A 22,111-nucleotide genomic window follows, 5' to 3' on the forward strand; every position below is an offset into this window, starting at 1 on the left:
CTTTTTTTCCGCGTATAAGGCCTCTGACCCGCGGAAAACGGCGAGGGTTCGGCCTCTTTTCAAGGAGTGACAGATGCAGCGGATCAAGGGCTATCACGCCCACGTATATTTCGACGCCAACACCCTCGACCAGGCCCGGGCCCTGTGCGAGGAAGCGGCGCAACTGTTCCCGCTGAAAATGGGCCGCGTCCACCAACGCCCGGTCGGCCCACACCCGGACTGGAGCTGTCAGCTGGCCTTCGATCCGCAGTACATCGGCGTGGTCCTGCCGTGGTTGGCGCTCAATCGCAAAGGGCTGGTGATTTTCATGCACCCGGACACCGGCGACGACTTGATGGACCACACCGAGCACGCGATCTGGATGGGCGCGGTGCGGCCGCTGGATCTTTCGGCGTTTAAAGCAAGCACCTGAGGTTTCTGTGGCGAGGGGATTTATCCCCGCTGGACTGCGCAGCAGGCCCAAAAGGACATCACGCATTTGAGCTGACACGGCGTGATCATTGATTAGGGCCGCTTCGCGCCCCAGCGGGGATAAATCCCCTCGCCACAAGAACACTGCTCGTCGCGGCATCAGCACGACTCATCATTCCCTGGCGTTGCGAAAGCTGGCTGAAAGCTTGCGCGATTAGGATCGCCCCCACTACCGGCAAAAGACCGGTGGCCAGAAGCGAGCCCCAAAGGCTCATTCGGCCCCTTTACAACAACAATGGTGATTCTGATGTCCGCTGCTACCCGTCCCGCTGCACCCACTCCATCCGTCCGTCCCGTGCTTAGCATCCTGCGCTGACCTGTCCGGTTCGCCTTTGCCCGCCGCACCACGCCTGGAGTATTTCCTATGCTGACTTTCCTTGGCTTCGCCATGGTCATTACGTTCATGTTCCTGATCATGACCAAGCGCCTGTCCGCGCTGATCGCCTTGATCATCATCCCGATCCTGTTCGCCCTGTTCGGTGGCTTTGCGCCGAAGATCGGTCCGATGATGCTCGAAGGCATCACCAAGCTCGCCCCGACCGGGGTGATGCTGATGTTCGCGATTCTGTATTTTGCCCTGATGATCGACTCCGGCCTGTTCGACCCGGCCGTGCGCAAGATCCTCAAACTGGTCAAGGGCGACCCGTTGAAAGTTTCGGTCGGTACCGCCGTCCTGGCGCTCGTCGTTTCCCTCGATGGTGACGGCGCGACCACTTACATGATCTGCGTCGCCGCGATGCTGCCGCTCTACAGCCGCATCGGCATGAGCCCGCGCATCATGGCTGGCCTGATCATCCTTGCCGGTGGCGTGATGAACATGACCCCGTGGGGCGGCCCGACGGCCCGCGCGGCCAGTGCGCTGCACGTGGACCCATCCGACATCTTCGTGCCGATGATTCCGGCCATGGCCGCCGGCGTGGTGGCGATCCTGGTCATTGCCTACTTCTACGGCAAGCGTGAACGGGCGCGCCTGGGTGAATTGCACCTGGTCGGCGACGAGATCGATCACAGCGAAATCAGCGTTTCGCAGTTCCCGGATGCTCGCCGTCCGAAACTGATCTGGTTCAACGGCCTGTTGACCCTGGCGTTGATGTGCACCCTGATCGCCGGCCTCCTGCCGCTTCCCGTGCTGTTCATGGTGGCGTTCAGTATCGCGATGATCGTCAACTACCCTTGCCTGCAACAGCAGAAGGATCGCGTCGCGGCTCATGCCGGCAGCGTGTTGTCGGTGGTCAGTCTGATTTTCGCGGCAGGTATCTTCACTGGTATCCTGTCCGGCACCGGCATGGTCGATGCCATGTCGAAAAGCCTGCTGGCGGTAATCCCTGATTTCCTCGGCCCGTACCTGGCAGTGATCACGGCGCTGGTAAGCATGCCGTTCACGTTCTTCATGTCGAACGACGCGTTTTACTATGGTGTGTTGCCAGTACTCTCCGAAGCGGCCAGCCACTACGGCATCACGGCGGTGGAAATGGCCCGGGCCTCGATCGTCGGCCAACCGGTCCATCTGCTGAGCCCGCTGGTGCCATCGACCTACCTGCTGGTAGCGCTGGCCGGGATCGAGTTCGGTGATCACCAACGTTTCACCCTGAAGTGGGCAGTACTGGTCTGCCTGTGCATACTGGTTGCGGCATTGCTGTTGGGGACTTTCCCGCTGTTCAGCACTCTGTAACTGTAACGGCAACAAACGACTACGCCGCCAGCTCATCGCTGGCGTCGTGGTTTAACACTCGCTCAAAGGAACTCACATGGAATGGCTGACCAACCCGGAAATCTGGGTTGCCTTCTTTACCCTGACCGCCCTGGAAATTGTCCTGGGTATCGACAACATCATCATGATCTCGATCCTGGTCAGCCGCATGCCCAAGCACATGCAGGCGCGCACCCGGATCTTCGGCCTGGCGCTGGCCATGGTCACGCGGATCCTGTTGCTGCTGTCCATCACCTGGGTCATGCGCCTGACCGCCGACTTGTTCGAAGTGTTCGGCCAGGGTATCTCCGGTCGTGACCTGATCCTGTTCTTCGGTGGTTTGTTCCTGCTGTGGAAGAGCTCCCAGGAGATGTACCACGCGCTGGAAGGCGAAGATGAAACCAACGACGAGCCTTCGGGCAAGGGCGGCAACTTCATCTACACCATCATCCAAATCGCGATCATCGACATCGTGTTCTCCCTGGACTCGGTCATCACCGCCGTCGGCATGGTCTCCCATGTACCGGTGATGGTGGCGGCAATCATCGTCGCCGTGCTGGTGATGATGGCGGCTTCGGGCACCATCAGTGAGTTCATCGACAAGCACCCGTCGCTGAAAATGCTGGCGCTGTCGTTCCTGCTGGTGGTCGGTACCGTGCTGATCGCCGAGTCGTTCGACGTGCACGTGCCAAAAGGCTACGTCTACTTCGCCATGGCCTTCTCCCTGGCGGTGGAAGCCATCAACATCAAGATGCGCACGGCGATCGCCCGCAAGCGCAAGCAGCAGGATCCGGTGAAACTGCGTAAGGATGTTCCGGGCCAGTAACGGTTGCGGGGCAATGAATGAAGGGGCTTTCGAGCCCCTTTTTCATGTCCACCGGAAAGTGGCCGGATGCAAAACCTGTGGGAGCGAGCCTGCTCGCGATGAGGCCGCAACATTCAACATCTTCATTGGCTAACAGACCGCTATCGCGAGCAGGCTCGCTCCCACAGGGTTTCGTGGTGTCTTTGGTGAATGGTTTTTTATGACAGTTTTGTTTCAAACCCATCTTTAGCTGTGCAATGCTGGCGCTCGAACCGTTCGGCAACTACAGCTTAAGTACAAGAAAGAAGAATGTGGCATCGTCAATTTGTCCCTTTGGGACGCTAACAGGGGGCTCCTCATGCTGACCCTGCTCAATTTGCTCTCCGCCGTGGCCCTGCTGATCTGGGGCACGCATATCGTGCGTACCGGCATCTTGCGGGTCTATGGCTCGAACCTGCGCCATGTCATCGGCCAGAACATGTCCCGGCGCTGGTTGGCGTTCGTCGCCGGCATCATGGTCACGGCCATGGTCCAGAGCAGCAACGCCACGGCCATGCTCGTCACCTCGTTCGTCGGCCAGGGCCTGATGGCGCTGACCCCGGCCCTGGCGACGATGCTGGGCGCCGATGTCGGTACGGCGCTGATGGCACGGGTGCTGACCCTCGACCTGTCGTGGCTGTCGCCGCTGCTGATTTTCCTCGGGGTGATATTTTTCCTCTCGCGCAAACAGACCCGCGTCGGACAAATGGGCCGGGTCGGCATTGGCCTGGGCCTGATCATCCTGGCCCTGCAATTGATCGTCGAAGCCGCCGCCCCCATCACCCACGCCCAGGGCGTGAAAGTGATCTTCGCCTCGCTGACCGGCGACATCCTGCTCGATGCCTTGGTCGGTGCGCTGTTCGCGATGATCTCCTATTCCAGCCTGGCAGCCGTGCTGTTGACCGCGACATTGGCCGGTGCCGCGGTGATCAGCCTGCCAGTGGCCATCGGCCTGGTGATCGGCGCCAACATCGGCAGCGGCGTCCTGGCGTTCCTCAGTACCAGCATGCAGAACACCGCCGGGCGCCAGGTGGCGCTGGGCAGCCTGTTGTACAAGCTGATCGGGCTGTTGCTGATCATTCCGGTGCTCGATCCGCTGGTGGGCTGGCTGGACGGCCTGGATTTCAGCCCTCAGGAAACGGTCATCGGTTTCCATCTGCTCTATAACGCCGTGCGTTGCCTGGTGCTGCTGCCCAGCGTCGCGCCGATGGCCAGGCTCTGCACCTGGTTGCTGCCGGAACGTCCGAACACCAATGGCACGGCCACGCCCCGGCACCTGGACCTCGCGGCCCTCGCCACGCCAAGCCTGGCGCTGGCGAACGCCGCCCGGGAAACCCTGCGCATCGGCGACCTGATTGAAAACATGCTCGAAGCCATGCTCGACGTGCTGCGCGGCGAACAGACCGCGGTCACCCAGGAAGTACGGCGCATGAGTGACGACATTGAGGCGTTGTGCAGCGCCATCAAGTTGTACATGGCGCAAATGCCCCGCGAGGACCTCAGCGAACAGGACAGCCGCCGCTGGGCGGAAATCATCGAACTGGCGATCAACCTCAAGCTGGCCAGCGACCTCATCGAGCGCATGTTGCGCAAGGTCCAGCAGCAGAAGACCTCGCAACGGCGCTCCTTTTCCGAGGTAGGCCTGGAGGAGCTGGCCGGGCTGCACAGCCACTTGATCGCCAACCTGCGGCTGGGGCTGTCGGTGTTCCTCAGTGCCGATCGGGAAAGCGCCCGCCAGTTGCTGCGTGAGAAACGGCGCTTTCGCGCGCAGGAACGGCGAATGGCCCATGCCCATGTCAGCCGCTTGCAGCGCAAGGTCGTGCAAAGCCTGGAGACCAGTTCCCTGCACCTGGAGCTGATCGCCGACATGAGACGCCTCAATTCGCTGTTTTGCGGCAGCGCCTATGTGGTGCTGGAGACGTCCGAGATCGGCGCGCTGGCGGCGGATGAAATTTCCGACATTACCCATTCACCGTGAACGACTGGCGCATTGGTCAGTCAGTAACAATGGCTCGGGCCTGAAACCGTTCACCGGCCCGACTGCTCCCGCTGTCATGAACACCGCATAGATTTCGATGGGGGAGCGAGCCGACTCCGGGCGACGATCCGCCGATGACAGCCTGCCCGGCACCATGGACCTCCACTCAGCCGCCAGGAAGCCTTTATGCGTTGTCTGTTGCTCGCCTTTCTTTTGCTTGGCTCATTGCCCGTGGTCGCCCTGGACCGGTTCCAGGTCGAAGGCTATACGCTGCCCAACGGCATGCAGCTGATGCTCAAGCCCGGCACGGAGCGCGGGCACGTGGCGATCCGCCTGGTGGTTGGCGTGGGCCTGGACGACTTCAGTTGTGCCGACAAGGAACTGCCACATCTGCTCGAGCACCTGTTGTTCAGCGGCGTCGACGAGAGTGGCGAAGGCGGCCTGGAGGAGCGCATGCAAGCCTTGGGTGGCGAGTGGAACGCCTTCACCAGCAACGCCGACACCACGTTTGTCATCGAAGCGCCGGCGCGCAATCAACGCAAAGTCCTGGACCTGCTGCTGGCGTTGTTGACCCGCACCCGCCTCGATGAAAAAGCCCTGGAAGCGGCCAAGCGGGTAGTGGAACGCGAAGACGGCGGCCACTACACCCACCTGCAACGCTGGCTCGATCACCAGGACCTGGGCCACAAGGCCAGCAACCAGTTGGCGGTTGAGTTGGGCCTGCGCTGCGCGGAACGGGCCGAGGTCGGACACCTCACCCTTGCCCGCCTCAAGCAGGTGCACAAGGACTGGTATGCGCCGAACAACATGACGCTGATCGTGGTCGGCGATCTCGACCGACTGCTACCGGCCTACCTGGAACGCGCCTTTGGCGAACTCGAGCCGGTGGAGCCCAGCGCGCACGAGGCACTGCCGCAGATCCGCTACAAAGCGGTCACCAAGCGCAACCTGATCCGTGGCCTGGTGGGCAACAACGCCAAGCTGCATTGGCTGTTCCCGGAGCCGGTGCTGGACGAACAACATGACGAAACCTTCGACCTGCTCAAGGATTACCTGGACTGGGCGCTCTATCGCCAACTGCGCCTGGCTCGCGGCCTGTCCTACGGGCCGTGGACCGAGCGCGAGGTGTTTGGCGGCGTTGGCTTTTTCAGCCTGAACGCGGACCTGGCCCGCGAGGATCTACCCCAAGCGGAACAGGCGCTCGAGGAGCTGCGTAATACGCTGCTCAAGGATGGCCTCGACCCCGACAGTTTCATGCGCATCAAACGCGCGGCCATCGCGCATCAGACCTGGGCGGTTCAAGGGAACAGCGCCCTGGCCGATTACTATTGGGGCGCCCTGGGCGATTATGAAGACGGCCGCTTCGCCAACCCGGCCGTGCGCTTGCAGGGGGTAAGCCTGGAACAGGCCAACGTGGCCCTGCGCGAGCTGCTCAAGGACCCGGGTTACCTGCGCATCGAGAAGCCGCTGCTCAGTGATGATGAGCTCGTGTGGGGGTTGGGCGGTGTGCTGGGGTTGCTGTTGCTCGGGTTGGTGGTGTGGCAGGTGCGCCGCAAGGCTCGACTGCACGAAGAATGATCTCGGGACATTTGTGGCGAGGGGATTTATCCCCGTTCGACTGCGAAGCAGTCGCTATCAAGGGCCGCTCGATTTCACTCAAGGGGTCTGTGGGGCTGCTTCGCAGCCCAGCGGGGATAAATCCCCTCGCCACAAATAAACCCCCTCGCCACTAAAGTGCGCACTCGTCACATCGATGTCCGGACGATACTCTGTCAGGGATATTTCCTACGACTTACTGTGAAACCGCCGAATGCAAAACCTGACGCTCTACGTCCAGCGCATCCTTGAATTGATGAAGCGTTATCCAGGGGTCATTGCGCTTGGTGGTTTCATCTCCGGGGTCGGCAGTTTCATGTTGGTGGACCGCCAGCAGGGCCTGGCGACCTGGATCGCCATCCTGATGCTGGTGAGCTGGCTTTGGCTGATGGTCGAGAACAGCATGACCCGGCTGTTCACGCGGATTTTCAAGCGGGAAATACCCCAGCCGCTGTTGCGCTACGCCACGCAGATGATTCACCAGGAGAGCCTGTTTTTCGTCCTGCCGTTCTTCTTCATCACGACCACCTGGAACAGCAGCCAGCTGATTTTCACCGGCCTGCTGACGGTCGCCGCGCTGATCTCGATCACCGACCCGCTCTACTACAAATGGCTGGCACCGCGACGCTGGGCGTTCCTGGCGTTGCACACGCTGACGCTGTTCGCCGCCCTGCTCACCGCCTTGCCGGTCATCCTGCACCTGACCACTGACCAGAGTTTCAAGCTGGCGCTGGGCATTGCCATGCTGCTGTCGTTTCCCAGCCTGGCCTCGATCTTCCCGATCCGCACCGTGCGCAACGCCTTGGCAATCCTGTGCATCACGCTGGGCATTGGCGCCGCCGGCTGGGTACTGCGCTCCTGGGTGCCGCCGGCCACGCTGTGGATGACCGAAGTGGCGATCAGCACCCAACTGGAGGACCGCACGCCGGGCGCCAGTCTCAAGGAAGTCAGCGCCGCCCAGATTCGTGGCAATGGCTTGTACGCCTACACGGCCATCAACGCGCCCCGTGGGCTCGATGAGCGGATTTATCATGTCTGGCAGTTCAATGGCAAAGAAGTCGACCGCATCGCCCTGGACATCCATGGTGGACGCAAGGAAGGCTATCGCGCCTGGACCCACAAACAGAACTTCCCGGATGACCCGACCGGCAAATGGCAAGTGCGGGTGTTGACGGAAAATGGCCAGATGATCGGTGTGCTGCGTTTCAATGTGAGCGCCGCCACACCCGAAGCAAAATGACCGCGGCCGTGCTATTAGGTAGCGCTGTTCAAGTCGAACGAGCATGGAGTTTATGACCCCAGGATCCCACACCGGCACTGCCCGACTGGATACGTCCGGCTCTGCGGCGAAGCTATGGGTCAGCGGCGACTGGACGCTGGCCCACTACCCGCAGCTCAAGCGCTTGAGCGACTCGCTGCGCGGCCAATACGACGAAAACACCCTGATCGACCTCAACGGCCTCGGCGCCCTCGACACCGCCGGGGCTTCGTTGCTGGTGGAGTTGCTGGGCTCCGAACGGCTGGGCAAGACCGCCGAACACCCCGATTGCAGCTTGCCGGCCGCCGAGCGGGCGCTGTTGCAGACGGTCTATTGCTCGCTGACGGACTTCTGTGTGCCGCTGAAAGAGCCCCAGGTCAGCGTGATGACACAGTTGCTGACCCGCATCGGCCGCGCCGTGGACAAAGTCTGGCAAGACACCCTGCAACTGCTGGGTTTTATCGGCCTGATCCTGGAAACCCTGGCCCGCAACCTGCTTCGCCCCAAGCGCTGGCGCATGACAGCGATGGTCGTTCATATCGAACAGACCGGCCTGGACGCAGCCCCAATCGTCGCCCTGCTGACGTTCCTGGTGGGCGCGGTGGTGGCGTTCCTCGGGGCGACCGTGCTGGCCGATTTCGGTGCCAGCATCTTTACCGTGGACCTGGTGGCGTTTTCGTTCCTGCGCGAATTCGGGGTGTTGCTCACGGCGATTCTCATGGCGGGCCGCACCGCCAGCGCCTTCACCGCGCAGATCGGCTCGATGAAGGCCAACGAAGAAATCGACGCGATCCGCACCCTTGGCCTCGATCCGGTCGAGTTGCTGGTGGTGCCACGGGTGCTGGCGCTGTTGGTGGCGCTGCCGATGCTGACCTTCCTGGCCATGCTCTCGGGCATTATCGGCGGCGGGGTCGTGTGTGCCCTGTCGCTGGGTATTTCCCCGGCCATGTTCCTGTCACTGCTGCAATCGGACATCGGCGTGCAGCATTTCGTGGTGGGGATGGTCAAGGCGCCGATCTTTGCCTTCCTGATCGCCGCCGTGGGCTGCCTGGAAGGCTTCAAGGTCAGCGGCAGCGCCGAGTCGGTCGGAGCCCACACCACGTCCAGCGTGGTGCAGTCGATTTTCGTGGTGATCGTGCTCGATGCCGTGGCCGCGCTGTTTTTCATGGAGATGAACTGGTGAGCCAACCTTTACGGCCGCCCAGCGAGGCGGTGATTCAAGTGCGGGGCCTGTGCAATCGCTTTGGTCGCCAGAGCGTGCATGAAAACCTCGACCTGGATGTGTACAGGGGCGAGATTCTCGCCGTGGTCGGCGGCTCCGGCAGCGGCAAATCGGTGCTGTTGCGCAGCATCGTCGGCTTGAACCAGCCCAGCGAGGGTTCCGTGCGGGTGTTCGGCGAGGACTTGCCGAACCTGCCCCTGGAACGACGTTCGCGGGTGGAGCGGCGCTTTGGCGTGCTGTTCCAGAAAGGCGCGCTGTTTTCATCATTGACCGTGACAGAAAACGTCGCCCTGCCGCTGATCGAACACGCCGGCCTCAGCCGCGCCGATGCCGAGCACCTGGCGGCGGTGAAACTCGCCCTGGCCGGGCTGCCACTTTCTGCCGCAGACAAATACCCCGCCTCGCTGTCCGGCGGCATGATCAAGCGCGCCGCCCTGGCCCGGGCACTGGCCCTGGACCCGGACATCCTGTTTCTCGACGAACCCACCGCCGGGCTCGACCCCATCGGTGCGGCGGCGTTCGACCAGTTGATCCTGACGCTGCGCGATGCCCTGGGCCTGAGTGTGTTCCTGGTCACCCATGACCTGGACACCCTCTACACCATCACCGACCGGGTGGCGGTGCTGGCGCAGAAAAAAGTACTGGTGGCCGATGTCATCGACAAGGTGTCGGAAACCGACGACGCCTGGATTCACGAATACTTCCATGGCCCTCGCGGCCGCGCGGCGCTATCGGCCGCTACACAATCGAACGAGGTTTGACATGGAAACCCGAGCCCATCATGTGCTGATCGGCCTGTTCACCGTCATAGTGGTGGCCGCCGCCCTGCTGTTTGGCTTATGGCTGGCCAAGTCCAGCGTGGACAGCGAGTTCAAGGATTATGAAGTGGTATTCAACGAGGCGGTCAGCGGCTTGTCCCGGGGCAGTTCGGTGGAATACAGCGGCATCAAGGTCGGCGACGTCGTCAATCTGCGCCTGGACCCGAACGACCCGCGCCGGGTGCTGGCGCGGATACGCTTGAGCGGTGAAACACCGATCAAGCAGGACACCCAGGCCAAGCTGGCCCTGACCGGCATCACCGGCACCTCGATCATCCAGCTCAGCGGCGGCACGCCCGAGAGCCCGGCGCTGACGGGGCACGACGGTGAACCGCCGGTGATCATCGCCGCGCCCTCGCCTATCGCCCGCCTGCTCAACAACAGCGATGACTTGATGACCAGCATCAACCTGCTGCTGCACAACGCCAACGAGGTGTTTTCCTCGGACAACGTCCAACGCCTGGGCAACACCCTCGAACACCTGGAGCAAACCACCGGGGTCATCGCCGAGCAACGCGGCGACATTCGCCAGGCCATGCAGCAACTGGCGTCCATCGGCAAACAGGCCAGCGCCACGCTGGAGCAGACCACCGCGTTGATGCGCAACGCCAATGGTTTGCTCGACGATCAAGGCAAGGCAGCCGTGGGCAGTGCCGGGCAGGCCATGCAATCGCTGGCGCGCAGCACGGCAACCCTGGACAAACTGCTGAACGACAACCGCGACTCGCTGAACAACGGCATGCAGGGCCTCAATGCCCTGGCACCGGCCGTGCGCGAGCTGCGCGAAACCCTGAGTGCCCTGCGCGGCATATCCCGGCGCCTGGACGCCAACCCCAGCGGCTATTTGCTGGGTAACGACAAGGACAAGGAGTTCACGCCATGAAGCCGACCCATCGACTCGTCCGCCCTGCCCTGTTGCTGACAGGATTCATCCTGCTGGCCGGTTGTTCGATCCTGCCCAAGAGCGAACCCGCGGACGTCTATCGCCTGCCCGCCACCCAGGCGTCCGCCGCCCCTGGCGTGCCGGTCAACTGGTCGTTGCGCCTGGCCAGCCCGCAAGCCAGCGAAGTGCTCAACAGCCCGAAAATCGCGGTCATTCCCCAAGGTAATTTGTTCAGCAGTTATGCGGCCTCGCGTTGGAGCGACCCGGCCCCGGTGCTGTTGCGTAACCGCCTGCTCGATGGCTTCGCCCAGGATGGACGCGTCAGGCTGTTGAGTGTCGCCGACAGCAACCTGCAAGCAGACCTGGAGCTGGGCGGGCAGTTGCAGGCGTTCCAGACCGAATACCAAGGCACAGCGGCCAGCGTGGTGATTCGCCTGGACGCGCTACTGGTGCGCGGGTTCGACCAGCGCATCCTGGCCAGCCGCCGTTTTGAAGTGCGCCAGCCGCTGGGCGATGCGAAAGTACCGGCGGTGGTGGACGGCTTTGGCCGGGCCGGTGATCGGCTGACCGCCGAGGTGGTGAACTGGACGTTGGAGCAGGGCCAGCGTTTCGCAACGCCGGCGCCCTGACGGCCTCAGCCAAAGAACCAGTAGCAGACCCCGATCGCCGACAGGACACCCGCCAGCTCGGCCAGCAGCGCGCAGCCCACGGCGTGGCGCGCCCGCTGGATGCCCACGGCGCCGAAGTACACCGCCAGCACGTAGAAGGTCGTCTCGGTGCTGCCCTGGATGGTCGCCGCCACCAGGGCCGGGAAGCTGTCCACGCCGGAAGTCTTCATGGTCTCGATCAACATCGCCCGGGCGGCGCTGCCGGAGAACGGCTTGACCATGGCGGTCGGCAAGGCATCGACGAACCGCGTGTCCAGGCCGGCCCACTGCACCAGGTGGCGAATGCCGTCCAGGCCGAAATCCAGCGCGCCCGAGGCCCGCAGTACACCGACGGCGCAGAGCATTGCCACCAGATAGGGCAGCAGGTTCTTGGCGACGTCGAAGCCTTCCTTCGCGCCCTCGATGAAGGCTTCATACACCTTGACCTTGCGCAGGGCGCCCACCACCAGGAACAGGATGATCAGGCCAAACAGCGTCAGGTTGCCGAGGATCGAAGACAACCCGGCCAGGGCCGTGGCCGAGAGCGTCGCCAGCAGTGCCATGAAACCGCCCAGCGCCAGCGCACCTGGAATCAAGTAAGCCAGCACCACTGGATCCCACAGGCGCAGGCGCTGCATGAACGCCACGGACAGCAGCCCCATCAGGGTCGAGCCCGTGGTGGCGATCAGGATCGGCAGGAACACCAGCGTCGGGTCAGGCGCGCCCTGCTGGGCTCGGTACATGAAGATCGTCACCGGCAACAGCGTCAACGACGAAGCATTGAGCACCAGGAACAGGATCTGCGCATTGCTGGCGATGGTCGGGCTGGGGTTGAGGTCCTGCAGGGCGCGCATGGCCTTGAGGCCGATGGGCGTGGCGGCGTTGTCCAGCCCCAGGCCGTTGGCGGCGAAGTTGAGGGTGATCAGGCCAATGGCCGGGTGGCCGGCGGGCACTTCCGGCATCAAGCGCAGGAACAGCGGGCCGAGGGCCTTGGCCAGCCAATCGACGATGCCGGCCTTTTCGGCGATCCGCAGGAACCCCAGCCACAGGGTCAAGGTGCCGAACAGCAGGACCATCACCTCCACCGACAGCTTGGCCATGGCGAAAATGCTTTCCACCATGGCCGCGAAGATCCCGGCGTTGCCGCCAATCAGCCACTGCGCCAGCGCCGATACGGCTGCCACGATAAAGAAGCCAAGCCACAGGCCATTGAGCATCGGTTAAATCCCCCGGAAGATGCCGCGAATGATAGCGGGGCTGGCAGAAACGACAAACCCCGGATTGCTCCGGGGTTTGTCGTTTCTGCCAACGGCGAACTTTGTTGGGACAACTGTCTTGATCAATCAGTAAGACCGAGTCGCCACTTTCGCGAGCAAGCCCGCTCCCACAGGTTTCGAGGTGTTCATGAATAATGTGTTCACCTCGGATCAAATGTGGGAGCGGGCTTGTTCGCGAAGGGGCCGTCACATCCAACCTCTCTCTTGAGCCAGTCGGATCGCCGCACTGCAGCCCCCATAGGGTTGTGAATTAATGGCTGGACGTTTCCCCGGCCGGCAGCGACTCTTTGCTGCGCCAGTGCGGCAGGGAGTTCCAGTAGCGCTGGCCCTTGGCATCGTCGTACATGCCTTCCCAACGGGCGATGACCAGCACGGCCAGGGCGTTGCCGATGACGTTCAGGGCAGTACGGGCCATGTCCATGATGCGGTCGACACCGGCAATGAAGGCCAGGCCTTCCAGGGGAATGCCCACGCTGCCCAAGGTCGCCAGCAACACCACGAAAGATACGCCCGGCACACCGGCGATGCCTTTGGAGGTGACCATCAGGGTCAGCACCAACAGCAATTGCTGGCTGATGGACAGGTCGATGCCATACAGCTGGGCGATGAAGATCGCCGCGATGCTCTGGTACAGGGTCGAGCCGTCGAGGTTGAACGAGTAACCGGTGGGCACGACGAAGCTGCAGATGGCTTTCGGCGCGCCGTAGGCTTCCATCTTCTCGATCACGCGCGGCAGCACGGTTTCGGAACTGGCGGTGGAGTAGGCCAATACCAGCTCGTCCTTGAAGATGCGCATCAGCTTGAGCACCGAGAAGCCGAACAGGCGGGCGATCAGGCCCAACACCACGAAGGCGAAGAAGGCGATGGCGACGTAAACCAGGATCACCAGTTTCGCCAGCGGCAGCAGGGATGCGAAGCCGAAGTTGGCGACCGTCACCGCGATCAGCGCGAAAACGCCAATCGGGGCGTATTGCATGATCATGTGGGTGACCTTGAACATGCTTTCCGACACGCCCTGGAACATTTTCACCAGCGGTTCGCGCAGGTCCGATTGCAGGCTGGACAGACCCAGGCCAAACAGTACGGAGAAGAAAATGATCGGCAGCATCTCGCCACGGGCCACGGCGGCGAAGATGTTCGACGGGATCAGGTTGAGGATGGTCTGGACAAACGCATGCTCATGCTGGACTTCAGCGGCGGTGGCCTGGTACTTGGAAATATCCACGGTACCCAGGGTGCTCATGTCGATGCCGCTGCCTGGCTGGAAGAAGTTGGCCAGCAACAGGCCGACGACGATGGCGATAGTGGTGACGATTTCAAAGTAAAGGATGGTCTTCAGGCCAATGCGCCCGAGCTTCTTGGCATCACCGACCCCGGCAATGCCGACGATCAGCGAGGAAATCACGATCGGGATCACGATCATCTTGATCAGACGGATAAAGATATCGCCCGCCGGTTGCAGCACGTTGCTGATCCACCAGGCCTTCTCGGCACTGAAATGGTTGAGCAGCGCGCCCAATGCAATCCCGAGCACCAGACCGATGAGGATCTGCCAGGCGAGGCTTAGTCGTGCCTTCTTCATATCATTACCCTTACTTCAGTTGGACTCGGACAGGGGGCACGAACGGAATCGTCGATGACGAAAACCAATCGCGCCCCTGCCCCCGTATAAGGTCACCCCGAGCGCATTAGCGGCTTACTGGCAGGCGAAAAAAGGCGCAACTATTGCGATGCAAGGGGGGCTCGTCTAATGCCGTAAACGCCTACCCTATGCCGAATCGGCATGAGAATTCTCAAGCGAAATCCGCATTCCAACCGGCTCGAATACGCCATTTATGCAGGCATAAGTGCCGTGAACCGGCCATTTCAGCGTAGCTGCGCCGTCTCTCGCCGGCGGGGGCAACCGATGAAACGACTGCGAATCGAGACGCCGCCCATGGGAGAAAACGCGCCGGCATTCTCCGATATACGGTCAGGGAAAGGGCAATAAATCGGCGGGAGGAGACAAAATGCCGCATCGCGCGGCGGCTGGCGGCATCCAATCGATCAACCGCTCTGGCTCACGTATCTTGCGTCATAAAGCGCCACGCAAGTTCGCCCAGCCGTGATGGCTTTGCGAACCTGCGTCGCAGCTTTTACCTGACCCGGCCCTTTCGCAGGCACTCCCTGTGCCCGTAGGTCACTCCGACCCTTATCGGTCAGAACGTCCCGGCCCCCTGGTCATGCACTGGCCCTCCTCGGACCGTGCAGCAGAGAAAAACAGGGCTGCTTTTCTCGTTTTCAGAATCAGTACCAATTCGGATCTTTCTTGAGTTGCTCCATTAACAGATTCTGCATACCTTCATCGGGCTTGCCGAGGAAACGGTAGTCGGCATGACGCGTCGGCGACTTGTCGGCCGGCAGCCCTGCAGGGACTTGCACCCACAGGGCGTAGGCCTCGTCCTTGTCGAAACTGAAGGCGACGATCAAGCGTTGGCTGCGACATGTCGCCTGGGTTTCACACAACGGTCCCACCAGGTACTTGTCGCCATCTTCCTCGACAGCATTCATCTGTTGCGAATCGCCTGACAGGTTCATCACCCATTCGGGCAGGCGTTCTTCTTTTTTCACGACGTGCTGCCAGGTCTCGCGGTATTGCGGGTCCGCCGCGAGTAACTCATTGACCCGCATCTGTCCGTCATTGGCAGCCATTGCCATGGCACTGCCGCCCAACAACAGGGCGGCGGCCAGTCCTTTGAATGTCACGCTCATGGTCAGCCTCGGCCGCGACGGCCAAAGAAGAAGGAAGCGATGAACATCACCAGAAACACGACAAAGAGAATCTTGGCGATGCCCGTGGCGGTGCCTGCGATACCGCCGAAGCCCAGTACTGCGGCGATGATGGCAATGATCAGGAAGGTAATTGCCCAGCTCAACATGGTGATTCTCCTTACGCTTTTCTATTTAGTGAGGGTCTGGCGGTGATGGTTCCGGCGCGATGGACGACCGGTCCGTCGGGTTAAAACACCCAGCGTTCTTCACGTGGCATATCGACCATTGGCTGAGCCTGGTCGACATCCATCATGCGCATTGAAGCGGAGGCTTCCGCGACACTGCTGACGGCGCTGAAATGGGTTTGTGGGGCACGGTGAATCAACGTCTGTGGCGCCTCTGGCTGTTGACGCTCTTGCCAGAGCATCCATTGCTGGCCTATCACGAGGGTGACCAGCAATGCCAGGGCTGCCCATAAGCCTTGCTGGATGTGCAGAGAAGAAAATCGAAATTGGGCGGCACTTTGACGATTCATCCTGGAATTCCTCCCCACCCGGGTGCGGTGATCTGGTTGAGGCGCTCTAAACGCCACGTTGATCAGGACATTGCAGCCGGCGTGCCAGGATTTTTCATTAATAAACTCCTTTAAAATCATATAGTTACAAAACAGCCAATCACCGTATGGAGCGCATCCTGCACGATGGCCCTCAAGCGAGTCGTGCGTATTGCACGAATGAGGGAGAAAATTCGCTAGGGTGTTTTTGAATTGCCCGTCAGACGTAACTGTCGGAATGAGCGATGCGAACCGTCCGACCCACACGAATCATAAAAAAAGGAACTCAAATCAGTCTTTTAGGAGTCAGACGTCCACAGGAGCATACTGCGTGGGTAATATCCCCTCAGAATCGACCATGCAACTTGCCCGATTTTTCTGACACTAACCAAGATCATCATTAAAGGAGCGTAGGAAAATGGAATCCGCCACTGAGCACCAAGGCCGCATTCTGCTGGTAGACGATGAGTCCGCCATCCTGCGTACATTCCGATACTGCCTGGAAGACGAAGGCTACAGCGTTGCCACTGCCAACAGCGCCGCGCAGGCCGACGCTCTGCTGCAACGCCAGGTGTTCGACCTGTGTTTCCTCGACCTGCGCCTGGGCGAAGACAACGGCCTGGATGTGTTGGCGCAAATGCGTATCCAGGCCCCCTGGATGCGCGTGGTCATCGTCACCGCCCACTCGGCGGTCGATACGGCGGTGGATGCGATCCAGGCCGGGGCTGCCGACTACCTGGTCAAGCCTTGCAGCCCCGATCAATTGCGCCTGGCGACCGCCAAGCAACTGGAAGTACGCCAGTTGTCGGCCAGGCTCGAAGCCCTTGAAGGGGAGGTGCGCAAGCCCAAGGACGGTCTCGACTCCCACAGCCCGGCGATGAAAGTTGTCCTGGAAACCGCGCGCCAGGTGGCCAGCACTGATGCCAATATCCTGATCCTCGGCGAATCCGGCACCGGTAAAGGCGAGTTGGCCCGGGCGATCCATGGCTGGAGCAAGCGGGCGAAAAAGTCCTGCGTAACGATCAACTGCCCGTCACTGACCGCCGAATTGATGGAAAGCGAATTGTTCGGCCATAGCCGCGGGGCCTTCACCGGCGCCAGCGAGAGTACGCTGGGGCGCGTCAACCAGGCCGACGGCGGTACACTGTTTCTCGACGAGATCGGCGATTTTCCACTGACGTTGCAACCCAAGTTACTGCGTTTCATCCAGGACAAGGAATATGAGCGGGTAGGGGACCCGGTCACCCGTCGTGCCGACGTGCGGATTCTCGCCGCGACCAACCTCAACCTCGAGGACATGGTGCGCGACGGGCGTTTTCGCGAAGACCTGCTGTATCGCTTGAACGTCATTACCTTGCATCTACCGCCGCTGCGCGAGCGCGCCGAAGACATCCTGACCCTGGCCGACCGCTTCCTGGCCCGCTTCGTCAAGGAATACGCACGCCCGGCCCGGGGTTTCAGCGACGAAGCACGCGAAGCGCTGCTAGGCTATCGTTGGCCAGGCAACATCCGGGAACTGCGTAACGTGGTCGAACGCGCCAGCATCATCTGCCCCCAGGAAAAAGTCGAAATCAGTCACCTGGGCATGGCCGAGCAACCGGTCAACAATGCGCCGCGCATCGGCGCCGCCCTGAGCCTGGACGAACTGGAAAAAGCCCACATCGGCGCGGTGCTGGCCACGGCCGACACCCTCGACCAGGCGGCCAAGACCCTGGGGATCGATGCCTCCACGCTGTATCGCAAACGCAAGCAGTACAACTTGTGAGCAGCACCTCATGAAACTGGCGATGAAGCTGCGCACACGACTGTTTCTCAGTATCTCGGCCCTGATCACGGTGGCCTTGCTGGGACTGGTGCTTGGCCTGGTCAGCGTGATGCAGATGGCCAACACCCAGGAACAATCGGTACGCGACAACTTCATCCTGCTGGACCTGGGCCTCAAGCTGCGCCAGACCCTGGGCGATCAGTTGATTATCATGCTCGACGACAAGCCCGACCTCGCGGCTCTGGAGACATCCAAACAGCAATACCTGGCGTTGATCGACGAGGGGATCGCCCACGAACGGGAACTGGATGAGTCGACAAACAGCTTCAGTAAGGCCAAGGCCGACTACATTGAGTTTCTTGAGGCCTTCACCGCATCTCGCCAGCAGCCGAGCCAGCTCTCGGGCATCAAGGACCTTACCGAAAAATTCAACGTACTGCGCAATGGGCTGATCGAGGGCTATCGCCAGGCCCTGACCAACATCAGTGAAACCCAGGACCGTGCCCGTGAACGGGCGCTGTGGATTTCCGGACTGCTGGGGCTGGTGGGGTTTGCGGTGTTGATCATCGGGTTTATCACCGCCCATGGCATTGCCCGGCGTTTCGGCGCGCCGATCGAGGCGCTGGCGGCCGCGGCGGACGACATCGGCCAGGGCAATTTCGAGGTCACGCTGCCCATATCCTCCGCCGCCGAGCTGAATCTCCTGACCCGCCGCTTCGGCGTCATGGCCCAGGCCTTGCGCGAGCACCAGGCCACCAATGTCGATGAACTGCTCGCCGGCCAACAACGCTTGCAAGCCGTGCTCGACAGCATCGACGACGGCCTGCTGATGATCGACCGCCAAGGCCGGCTGGAACACCTCAATCCGGTGGCCCAGCGGCAATTGGGTTGGGATGAGGCGCGCCTGGGCCAAGGACTCGGCGAGGCGCTGGGACGCCTTGAACTGGATGAAGAGTTGCACTTGGTCCTGCGCGGCGGAAGCCTGGAGCGCGTGCCGGAAGACCTGAGCATCGAAGTCGATGGCGAGTCGCGGGCGCTGACTTACAGCCTCACGCCGGTCAGCCATACCCAGGGCCACATCCTCGGCGCGGTCATGGTGCTGCATGACGTGACCGAACAACGTGCCTTCGAACGGGTGCGCAGCGAATTCGTCCTGCGTGCCTCCCATGAACTGCGCACGCCAGTGACGGGCATGCACATGGCGTTCGGCCTGTTGCAGGAGCGCCTGCATTTTCCAGAGGAGTCACGCGAGGCGGACCTGCTCAACACCGTCACGGAAGAAATGCAGCGGCTGATGCAACTGATCAATGACCTGCTGAACTTCTCTCGCTACCAGAACGGCCTGCAAAAGCTGACCCTGGCGCCTTGCTCCATCGACGATCTGCTGGAAGCCGCCCGGCTGCGCTTTACCGAACAGGCCCAAGCCAAGGGCATCGAACTCCTCGTGGCGATCCAGGGCCCGCTCCCGCGACTGCATGCCGACGCCGCGCAGCTGGACAGAGTGCTCGATAACCTGATCGACAACGCCATGCGCCACACTGCCGAAAACGGCCAGATTCGCTTGCAGGCCCGACGCCATGGCGAGCGGGTGATCATCAGTGTCGAAGACAACGGTGAAGGCATTGCCTACGGCCAGCAGGGACGGATCTTCGAACCTTTCGTCCAGGTCGGACGCAAGAAGGGTGGCGCGGGCCTCGGCCTGGCGCTGTGCAAGGAGATCGTCCAGCTCCACGGCGGGCGCATGGGCGTTTATTCAAGGCCGGGGCAGGGCACGCAGTTCTACATGGCGCTGGCGGTCTGAGCAGCCTCAGGCTTCGTCATCGAAACGGCGCCCAAGCAAACGGCGGCCACGGGTAATCAATTCGATGAGTTGCACTGCGCTGAGGGCATGGGCGAACAGCCAACCTTGGCCGAATTTCACCCCTTCGCTGCTCAAATAGGAGGCTTGGGCTTCATGCTCGATGCCTTCGGCGATCACCTTGAGTTCCAGCGCATGGGCCATGCGAATGATGTGCGGAGCCACGCCGCTGCTGGCGGCATCGTGGCCCAAGGCATCGATGAAGGCCTTGTCGATTTTCAGGCAGTCCACCGGCAGGGTTTGCAGGTAGGCCAGGCTGCAATAACCGGTGCCGAAATCGTCGATCAACACCTGATGCCCGACATCGCGCAGCGATTGCAGGTTATCCCGGGCGACCAATACATCGATCAGCCCGCGCTCGGTCACTTCGAAGGCGATCTGATGTGCCGACACGCGATGCAGCGCCAGCAGGCGGGCGATCACTTCGCCGATACGCGGCACCATCACATCGCAGGCCGCCAGATTCACCGAGATGTACAACTGCGGATTGGCCCGCAACAACTGGCCCAATTGATCGAACAGCCGCTGTAGCACGAAATCGGTGATCTGGCGGATCTGCCCGGTGTTTTCGGCCATCGGGATAAACAAGTCCGGGCTGGTCAGGGTGCCGTCCGGTCGTCGCCAGCGCAGCAAGGCTTCGGCACCGACGCAATTGCGGCTGTTGAGGTCGAAAATCGGCTGGTAAAGCACCTGCAACTCACCGCGGCGAATGGCCCCGTGCAGTTCGGCATCCATGGATTGGCGCTGGCGCGCCAGCAGAAACACCTGAAAACCAATCCCCAGGCCTAACATCAGACTGATGGGCAACATCCACCAGGCGTTGGCCGGAATCGTGAAACCGTTGCGCTGGGCAATCAATACCAGTTGATATTCCGGGCTGTCGGTGGGCATCCGATAGATCAGCCGGGTTTGCGTCGCTTGCAAGGCATTGTGGCTTTTGGGTGGCCAAGGCTCCGTGGGCGGCCAGTGTTGAGGGGGGCCCAACACGGGAATGGCTCGCTCGCCATGATCCAGGACCACCAGCAGGCTGCTGCCCGGAGGCAGGTCGACCACGTCGGCCAAATGCCCGCGGGAAGTGGCGACCCGAAAATTGCCGCGTCCCAGCATCAATGCCGCGCGGTCCTCGTTGGGTTCGGTGGTGGTATTGAGCCAGTAACTGTAGGTCGGGCCCCGGAGGTCGGGCGGGCGGGTCACCGCCAATCCGCTCTGGCGCGGACGATTGGAGCACACGCCGCTGCCATCGATGTACACCGCTTCATAAACGAAACGGTAATTGAAGCTGACCTCTCGCAACGTCGCGATCATTTCATCGTCGCAGCCGCGCAACGGCTGGTTTTGCAGGTCGTCGAGGCTTTCGCGCAGTTGTCCGAAAAGCTGTTCCAGCCTTTGCAGAAAGCGCTCGCCCTGGGCATTCATCTGGTCACTTTCACGCTGCTGGATCTGCTGCATGACCACAAACAGACTCCCCGCCAGCAGTAGGACGGTACTCAAGGCAGCCGCTATCATCGCCAAAAAAAGCGGGCGATGGAGCCAGCTCTGCAGGGTTTCGCGGGCAGCCGTCATCATGGGCAATCCGAAAGTTACCAATGAGTTATAGCTTCTGATTTGGATTTGGCCCGATTCGTCAGACGGGCGTCATTATTTTGTCTGGTTGAGCACCTGCAGGATCGCCGCGCTTTGCGCGTCCGGCGTGCCATCGAAACGGGCAGGCCGATAGTGCATCTGGAAGGCGGCCAGCACATGGCGGGTGGCCACGTCCCATTCGCCGGTCTGCGGCGTCGGGTAACCCAGGCGGACCAGCTCGGCCTGGAACCAACTGGCGGGCGGCAACTGTGACGCGAAGATGGCCTGCTGGCGAACCACTGCCTGCTCGTCCGGCCAAACCCCCAAGCCGGCTTGCGCCAGGCGCTTCCAGGGAAACAGCGGGCCGGGATCAAGCTTGCGCAGGGGCGCGATGTCGCTATGGCCGATGATGCTGCGCGGGTTGATTCCGTTGCGCTGGATGATGTCCTTGAGCAATACGATCAAGGACTGGACCTGGGCTTCGCTGTAGGGATACCAGAGGCGTCCGGTGGGCGTGTCGACAAAACCCGGATTGACGATTTCGATGCCGATGGAACTGGAATTGAGCCAGGTCCGGCCTTCCCATTCACTTTCTCCGGCGTGCCAGGCGCGTCGACTTTCATCCACCAGTTTGTAGATGGTCGCGCCTTTATCATCGCCGATCAGGTAATGGGCACTGACTTCGCCATGAGTCAGCAGGGCCAATGAACGCTCCAGGGAAGCCGAGGTGTAATGCACCACCACGAATTGGATGCGGTTGTCTTGGTTGACGGAAGGGTGGCTGGTGTCGAACCGCGGGCCGCTCGCGCAGCCGGCCAGGATAAATAAAGAAACAATGAGCGAAAAAAATTTCATGGCGGAAGGCATTACGCGCTGGAAATAATGCAACAGTGTAACGTATCGCTTGGCGATGATCCGATGCGCGCGACGATATTAA

Annotated in this window: 19 protein-coding genes; 12 read left to right on the forward strand and 7 right to left on the reverse strand. The window is 61.4% G+C overall.

Features of this window, described 5'->3' with window-relative positions; genetic code table 11:
- The first annotated feature begins 73 nt into the window (after positions 1-73).
- From AC30D9_RS07335 to AC30D9_RS07380, 10 genes are all read left to right on the forward strand, one after another.
- Positions 74-412: a DOPA 4,5-dioxygenase family protein gene (locus AC30D9_RS07335; protein WP_307573045.1), complete on the forward strand. Its 339-nt coding sequence runs from the start codon at positions 74-76 to the stop codon at positions 410-412.
- A 423-nt stretch (positions 413-835) separates the two neighbouring features.
- Positions 836-2,143, forward strand: a complete 1,308-nt coding sequence (locus AC30D9_RS07340; RefSeq protein ID WP_109752879.1) for a CitMHS family transporter — start codon at positions 836-838, stop codon at positions 2,141-2,143.
- Positions 2,144-2,219: 76 nt separating this feature from the next.
- Positions 2,220-2,987 (forward strand): TerC family protein, encoded by a 768-nt coding sequence (locus AC30D9_RS07345; protein ID WP_307573042.1) that lies wholly within the window; start codon positions 2,220-2,222, stop codon positions 2,985-2,987.
- Between the two features lie 337 nt (positions 2,988-3,324).
- Complete coding sequence (locus AC30D9_RS07350; protein WP_109752877.1) at positions 3,325-4,983, forward strand: Na/Pi cotransporter family protein; 1,659 nt, start codon at positions 3,325-3,327, stop codon at positions 4,981-4,983.
- Between the two features lie 186 nt (positions 4,984-5,169).
- Complete coding sequence (locus AC30D9_RS07355) at positions 5,170-6,561, forward strand: M16 family metallopeptidase (protein ID WP_307573039.1); 1,392 nt, start codon at positions 5,170-5,172, stop codon at positions 6,559-6,561.
- Between the two features lie 232 nt (positions 6,562-6,793).
- Positions 6,794-7,819: a DUF5924 family protein gene (locus AC30D9_RS07360; RefSeq protein ID WP_134922209.1), complete on the forward strand. Its 1,026-nt coding sequence runs from the start codon at positions 6,794-6,796 to the stop codon at positions 7,817-7,819.
- A gap of 52 nt (positions 7,820-7,871) precedes the next feature.
- Positions 7,872-9,020, forward strand: a complete 1,149-nt coding sequence (locus AC30D9_RS07365) for an ABC transporter permease (RefSeq protein ID WP_134922208.1) — start codon at positions 7,872-7,874, stop codon at positions 9,018-9,020.
- The gene (locus AC30D9_RS07370) at positions 9,017-9,820 is read left to right on the forward strand and encodes an ABC transporter ATP-binding protein (protein ID WP_490143795.1); all 804 of its coding nucleotides are present in this window, start codon (positions 9,017-9,019) and stop codon (positions 9,818-9,820) included. Before AC30D9_RS07365 ends, AC30D9_RS07370 begins: the two co-directional genes overlap by 4 nt.
- Position 9,821: 1 nt before the next feature.
- On the forward strand, positions 9,822-10,760 hold the full coding sequence (locus tag AC30D9_RS07375; protein WP_490143796.1) for an MlaD family protein: 939 nt from the start codon (positions 9,822-9,824) through the stop codon (positions 10,758-10,760).
- Complete coding sequence (locus AC30D9_RS07380; protein WP_307573035.1) at positions 10,757-11,389, forward strand: ABC-type transport auxiliary lipoprotein family protein; 633 nt, start codon at positions 10,757-10,759, stop codon at positions 11,387-11,389. Before AC30D9_RS07375 ends, AC30D9_RS07380 begins: the two co-directional genes overlap by 4 nt.
- A 5-nt stretch (positions 11,390-11,394) precedes the next feature.
- Here the strand turns inward: AC30D9_RS07380 and AC30D9_RS07385 are convergent, their stop codons facing one another.
- The 5 genes from AC30D9_RS07385 to AC30D9_RS07405 form a co-directional block, all read right to left on the reverse strand.
- A complete protein-coding gene (locus AC30D9_RS07385; protein ID WP_134922204.1) occupies positions 11,395-12,624 on the reverse strand; it encodes a nucleoside recognition domain-containing protein in 1,230 nt (409 codons plus the stop codon).
- 310 nt (positions 12,625-12,934) lie between these two features.
- The gene (gltP, locus tag AC30D9_RS07390) at positions 12,935-14,266 is read right to left on the reverse strand and encodes a glutamate/aspartate:proton symporter GltP (RefSeq protein ID WP_490143797.1); all 1,332 of its coding nucleotides are present in this window, start codon (positions 14,264-14,266) and stop codon (positions 12,935-12,937) included.
- Positions 14,267-14,970: 704 nt separating this feature from the next.
- Positions 14,971-15,435, reverse strand: a complete 465-nt coding sequence (locus tag AC30D9_RS07395) for an inhibitor of vertebrate lysozyme family protein (protein WP_307573033.1) — start codon at positions 15,433-15,435, stop codon at positions 14,971-14,973.
- Between the two features lie 2 nt (positions 15,436-15,437).
- Positions 15,438-15,602, reverse strand: a complete 165-nt coding sequence (locus AC30D9_RS07400) for a DUF1328 domain-containing protein (RefSeq protein WP_003177151.1) — start codon at positions 15,600-15,602, stop codon at positions 15,438-15,440.
- Positions 15,603-15,682: 80 nt separating this feature from the next.
- Positions 15,683-15,970: a hypothetical protein gene (locus AC30D9_RS07405; RefSeq protein ID WP_134922203.1), complete on the reverse strand. Its 288-nt coding sequence runs from the start codon at positions 15,968-15,970 to the stop codon at positions 15,683-15,685.
- A gap of 436 nt (positions 15,971-16,406) precedes the next feature.
- On the opposite strand from AC30D9_RS07405, the gene algB reads away from it, so the two are divergent.
- Together algB and AC30D9_RS07415 are read left to right on the forward strand one after the other, a co-directional pair.
- A complete protein-coding gene (gene algB / locus AC30D9_RS07410; protein ID WP_003196247.1) occupies positions 16,407-17,753 on the forward strand; it encodes a sigma-54-dependent response regulator transcription factor AlgB in 1,347 nt (448 codons plus the stop codon).
- Positions 17,754-17,763: 10 nt separating this feature from the next.
- Positions 17,764-19,554 carry an ATP-binding protein gene (locus tag AC30D9_RS07415; protein WP_134922202.1) on the forward strand — a complete coding sequence of 597 codons (1,791 nt, stop codon included), beginning with the start codon at positions 17,764-17,766 and terminating at the stop codon, positions 19,552-19,554.
- Positions 19,555-19,560: 6 nt separating this feature from the next.
- Here the strand turns inward: AC30D9_RS07415 and AC30D9_RS07420 are convergent, their stop codons facing one another.
- Positions 19,561-21,174, reverse strand: a complete 1,614-nt coding sequence (locus tag AC30D9_RS07420; RefSeq protein ID WP_490143987.1) for an EAL domain-containing protein — start codon at positions 21,172-21,174, stop codon at positions 19,561-19,563.
- Between the two features lie 75 nt (positions 21,175-21,249).
- Positions 21,250-22,029: an N-acetylmuramoyl-L-alanine amidase gene (locus AC30D9_RS07425; RefSeq protein WP_490143798.1), complete on the reverse strand. Its 780-nt coding sequence runs from the start codon at positions 22,027-22,029 to the stop codon at positions 21,250-21,252.
- Positions 22,030-22,111: the final 82 nt, after the last annotated feature.

The sequence above is a fragment of the Pseudomonas sp. DF11 genome (assembly GCF_058148565.1).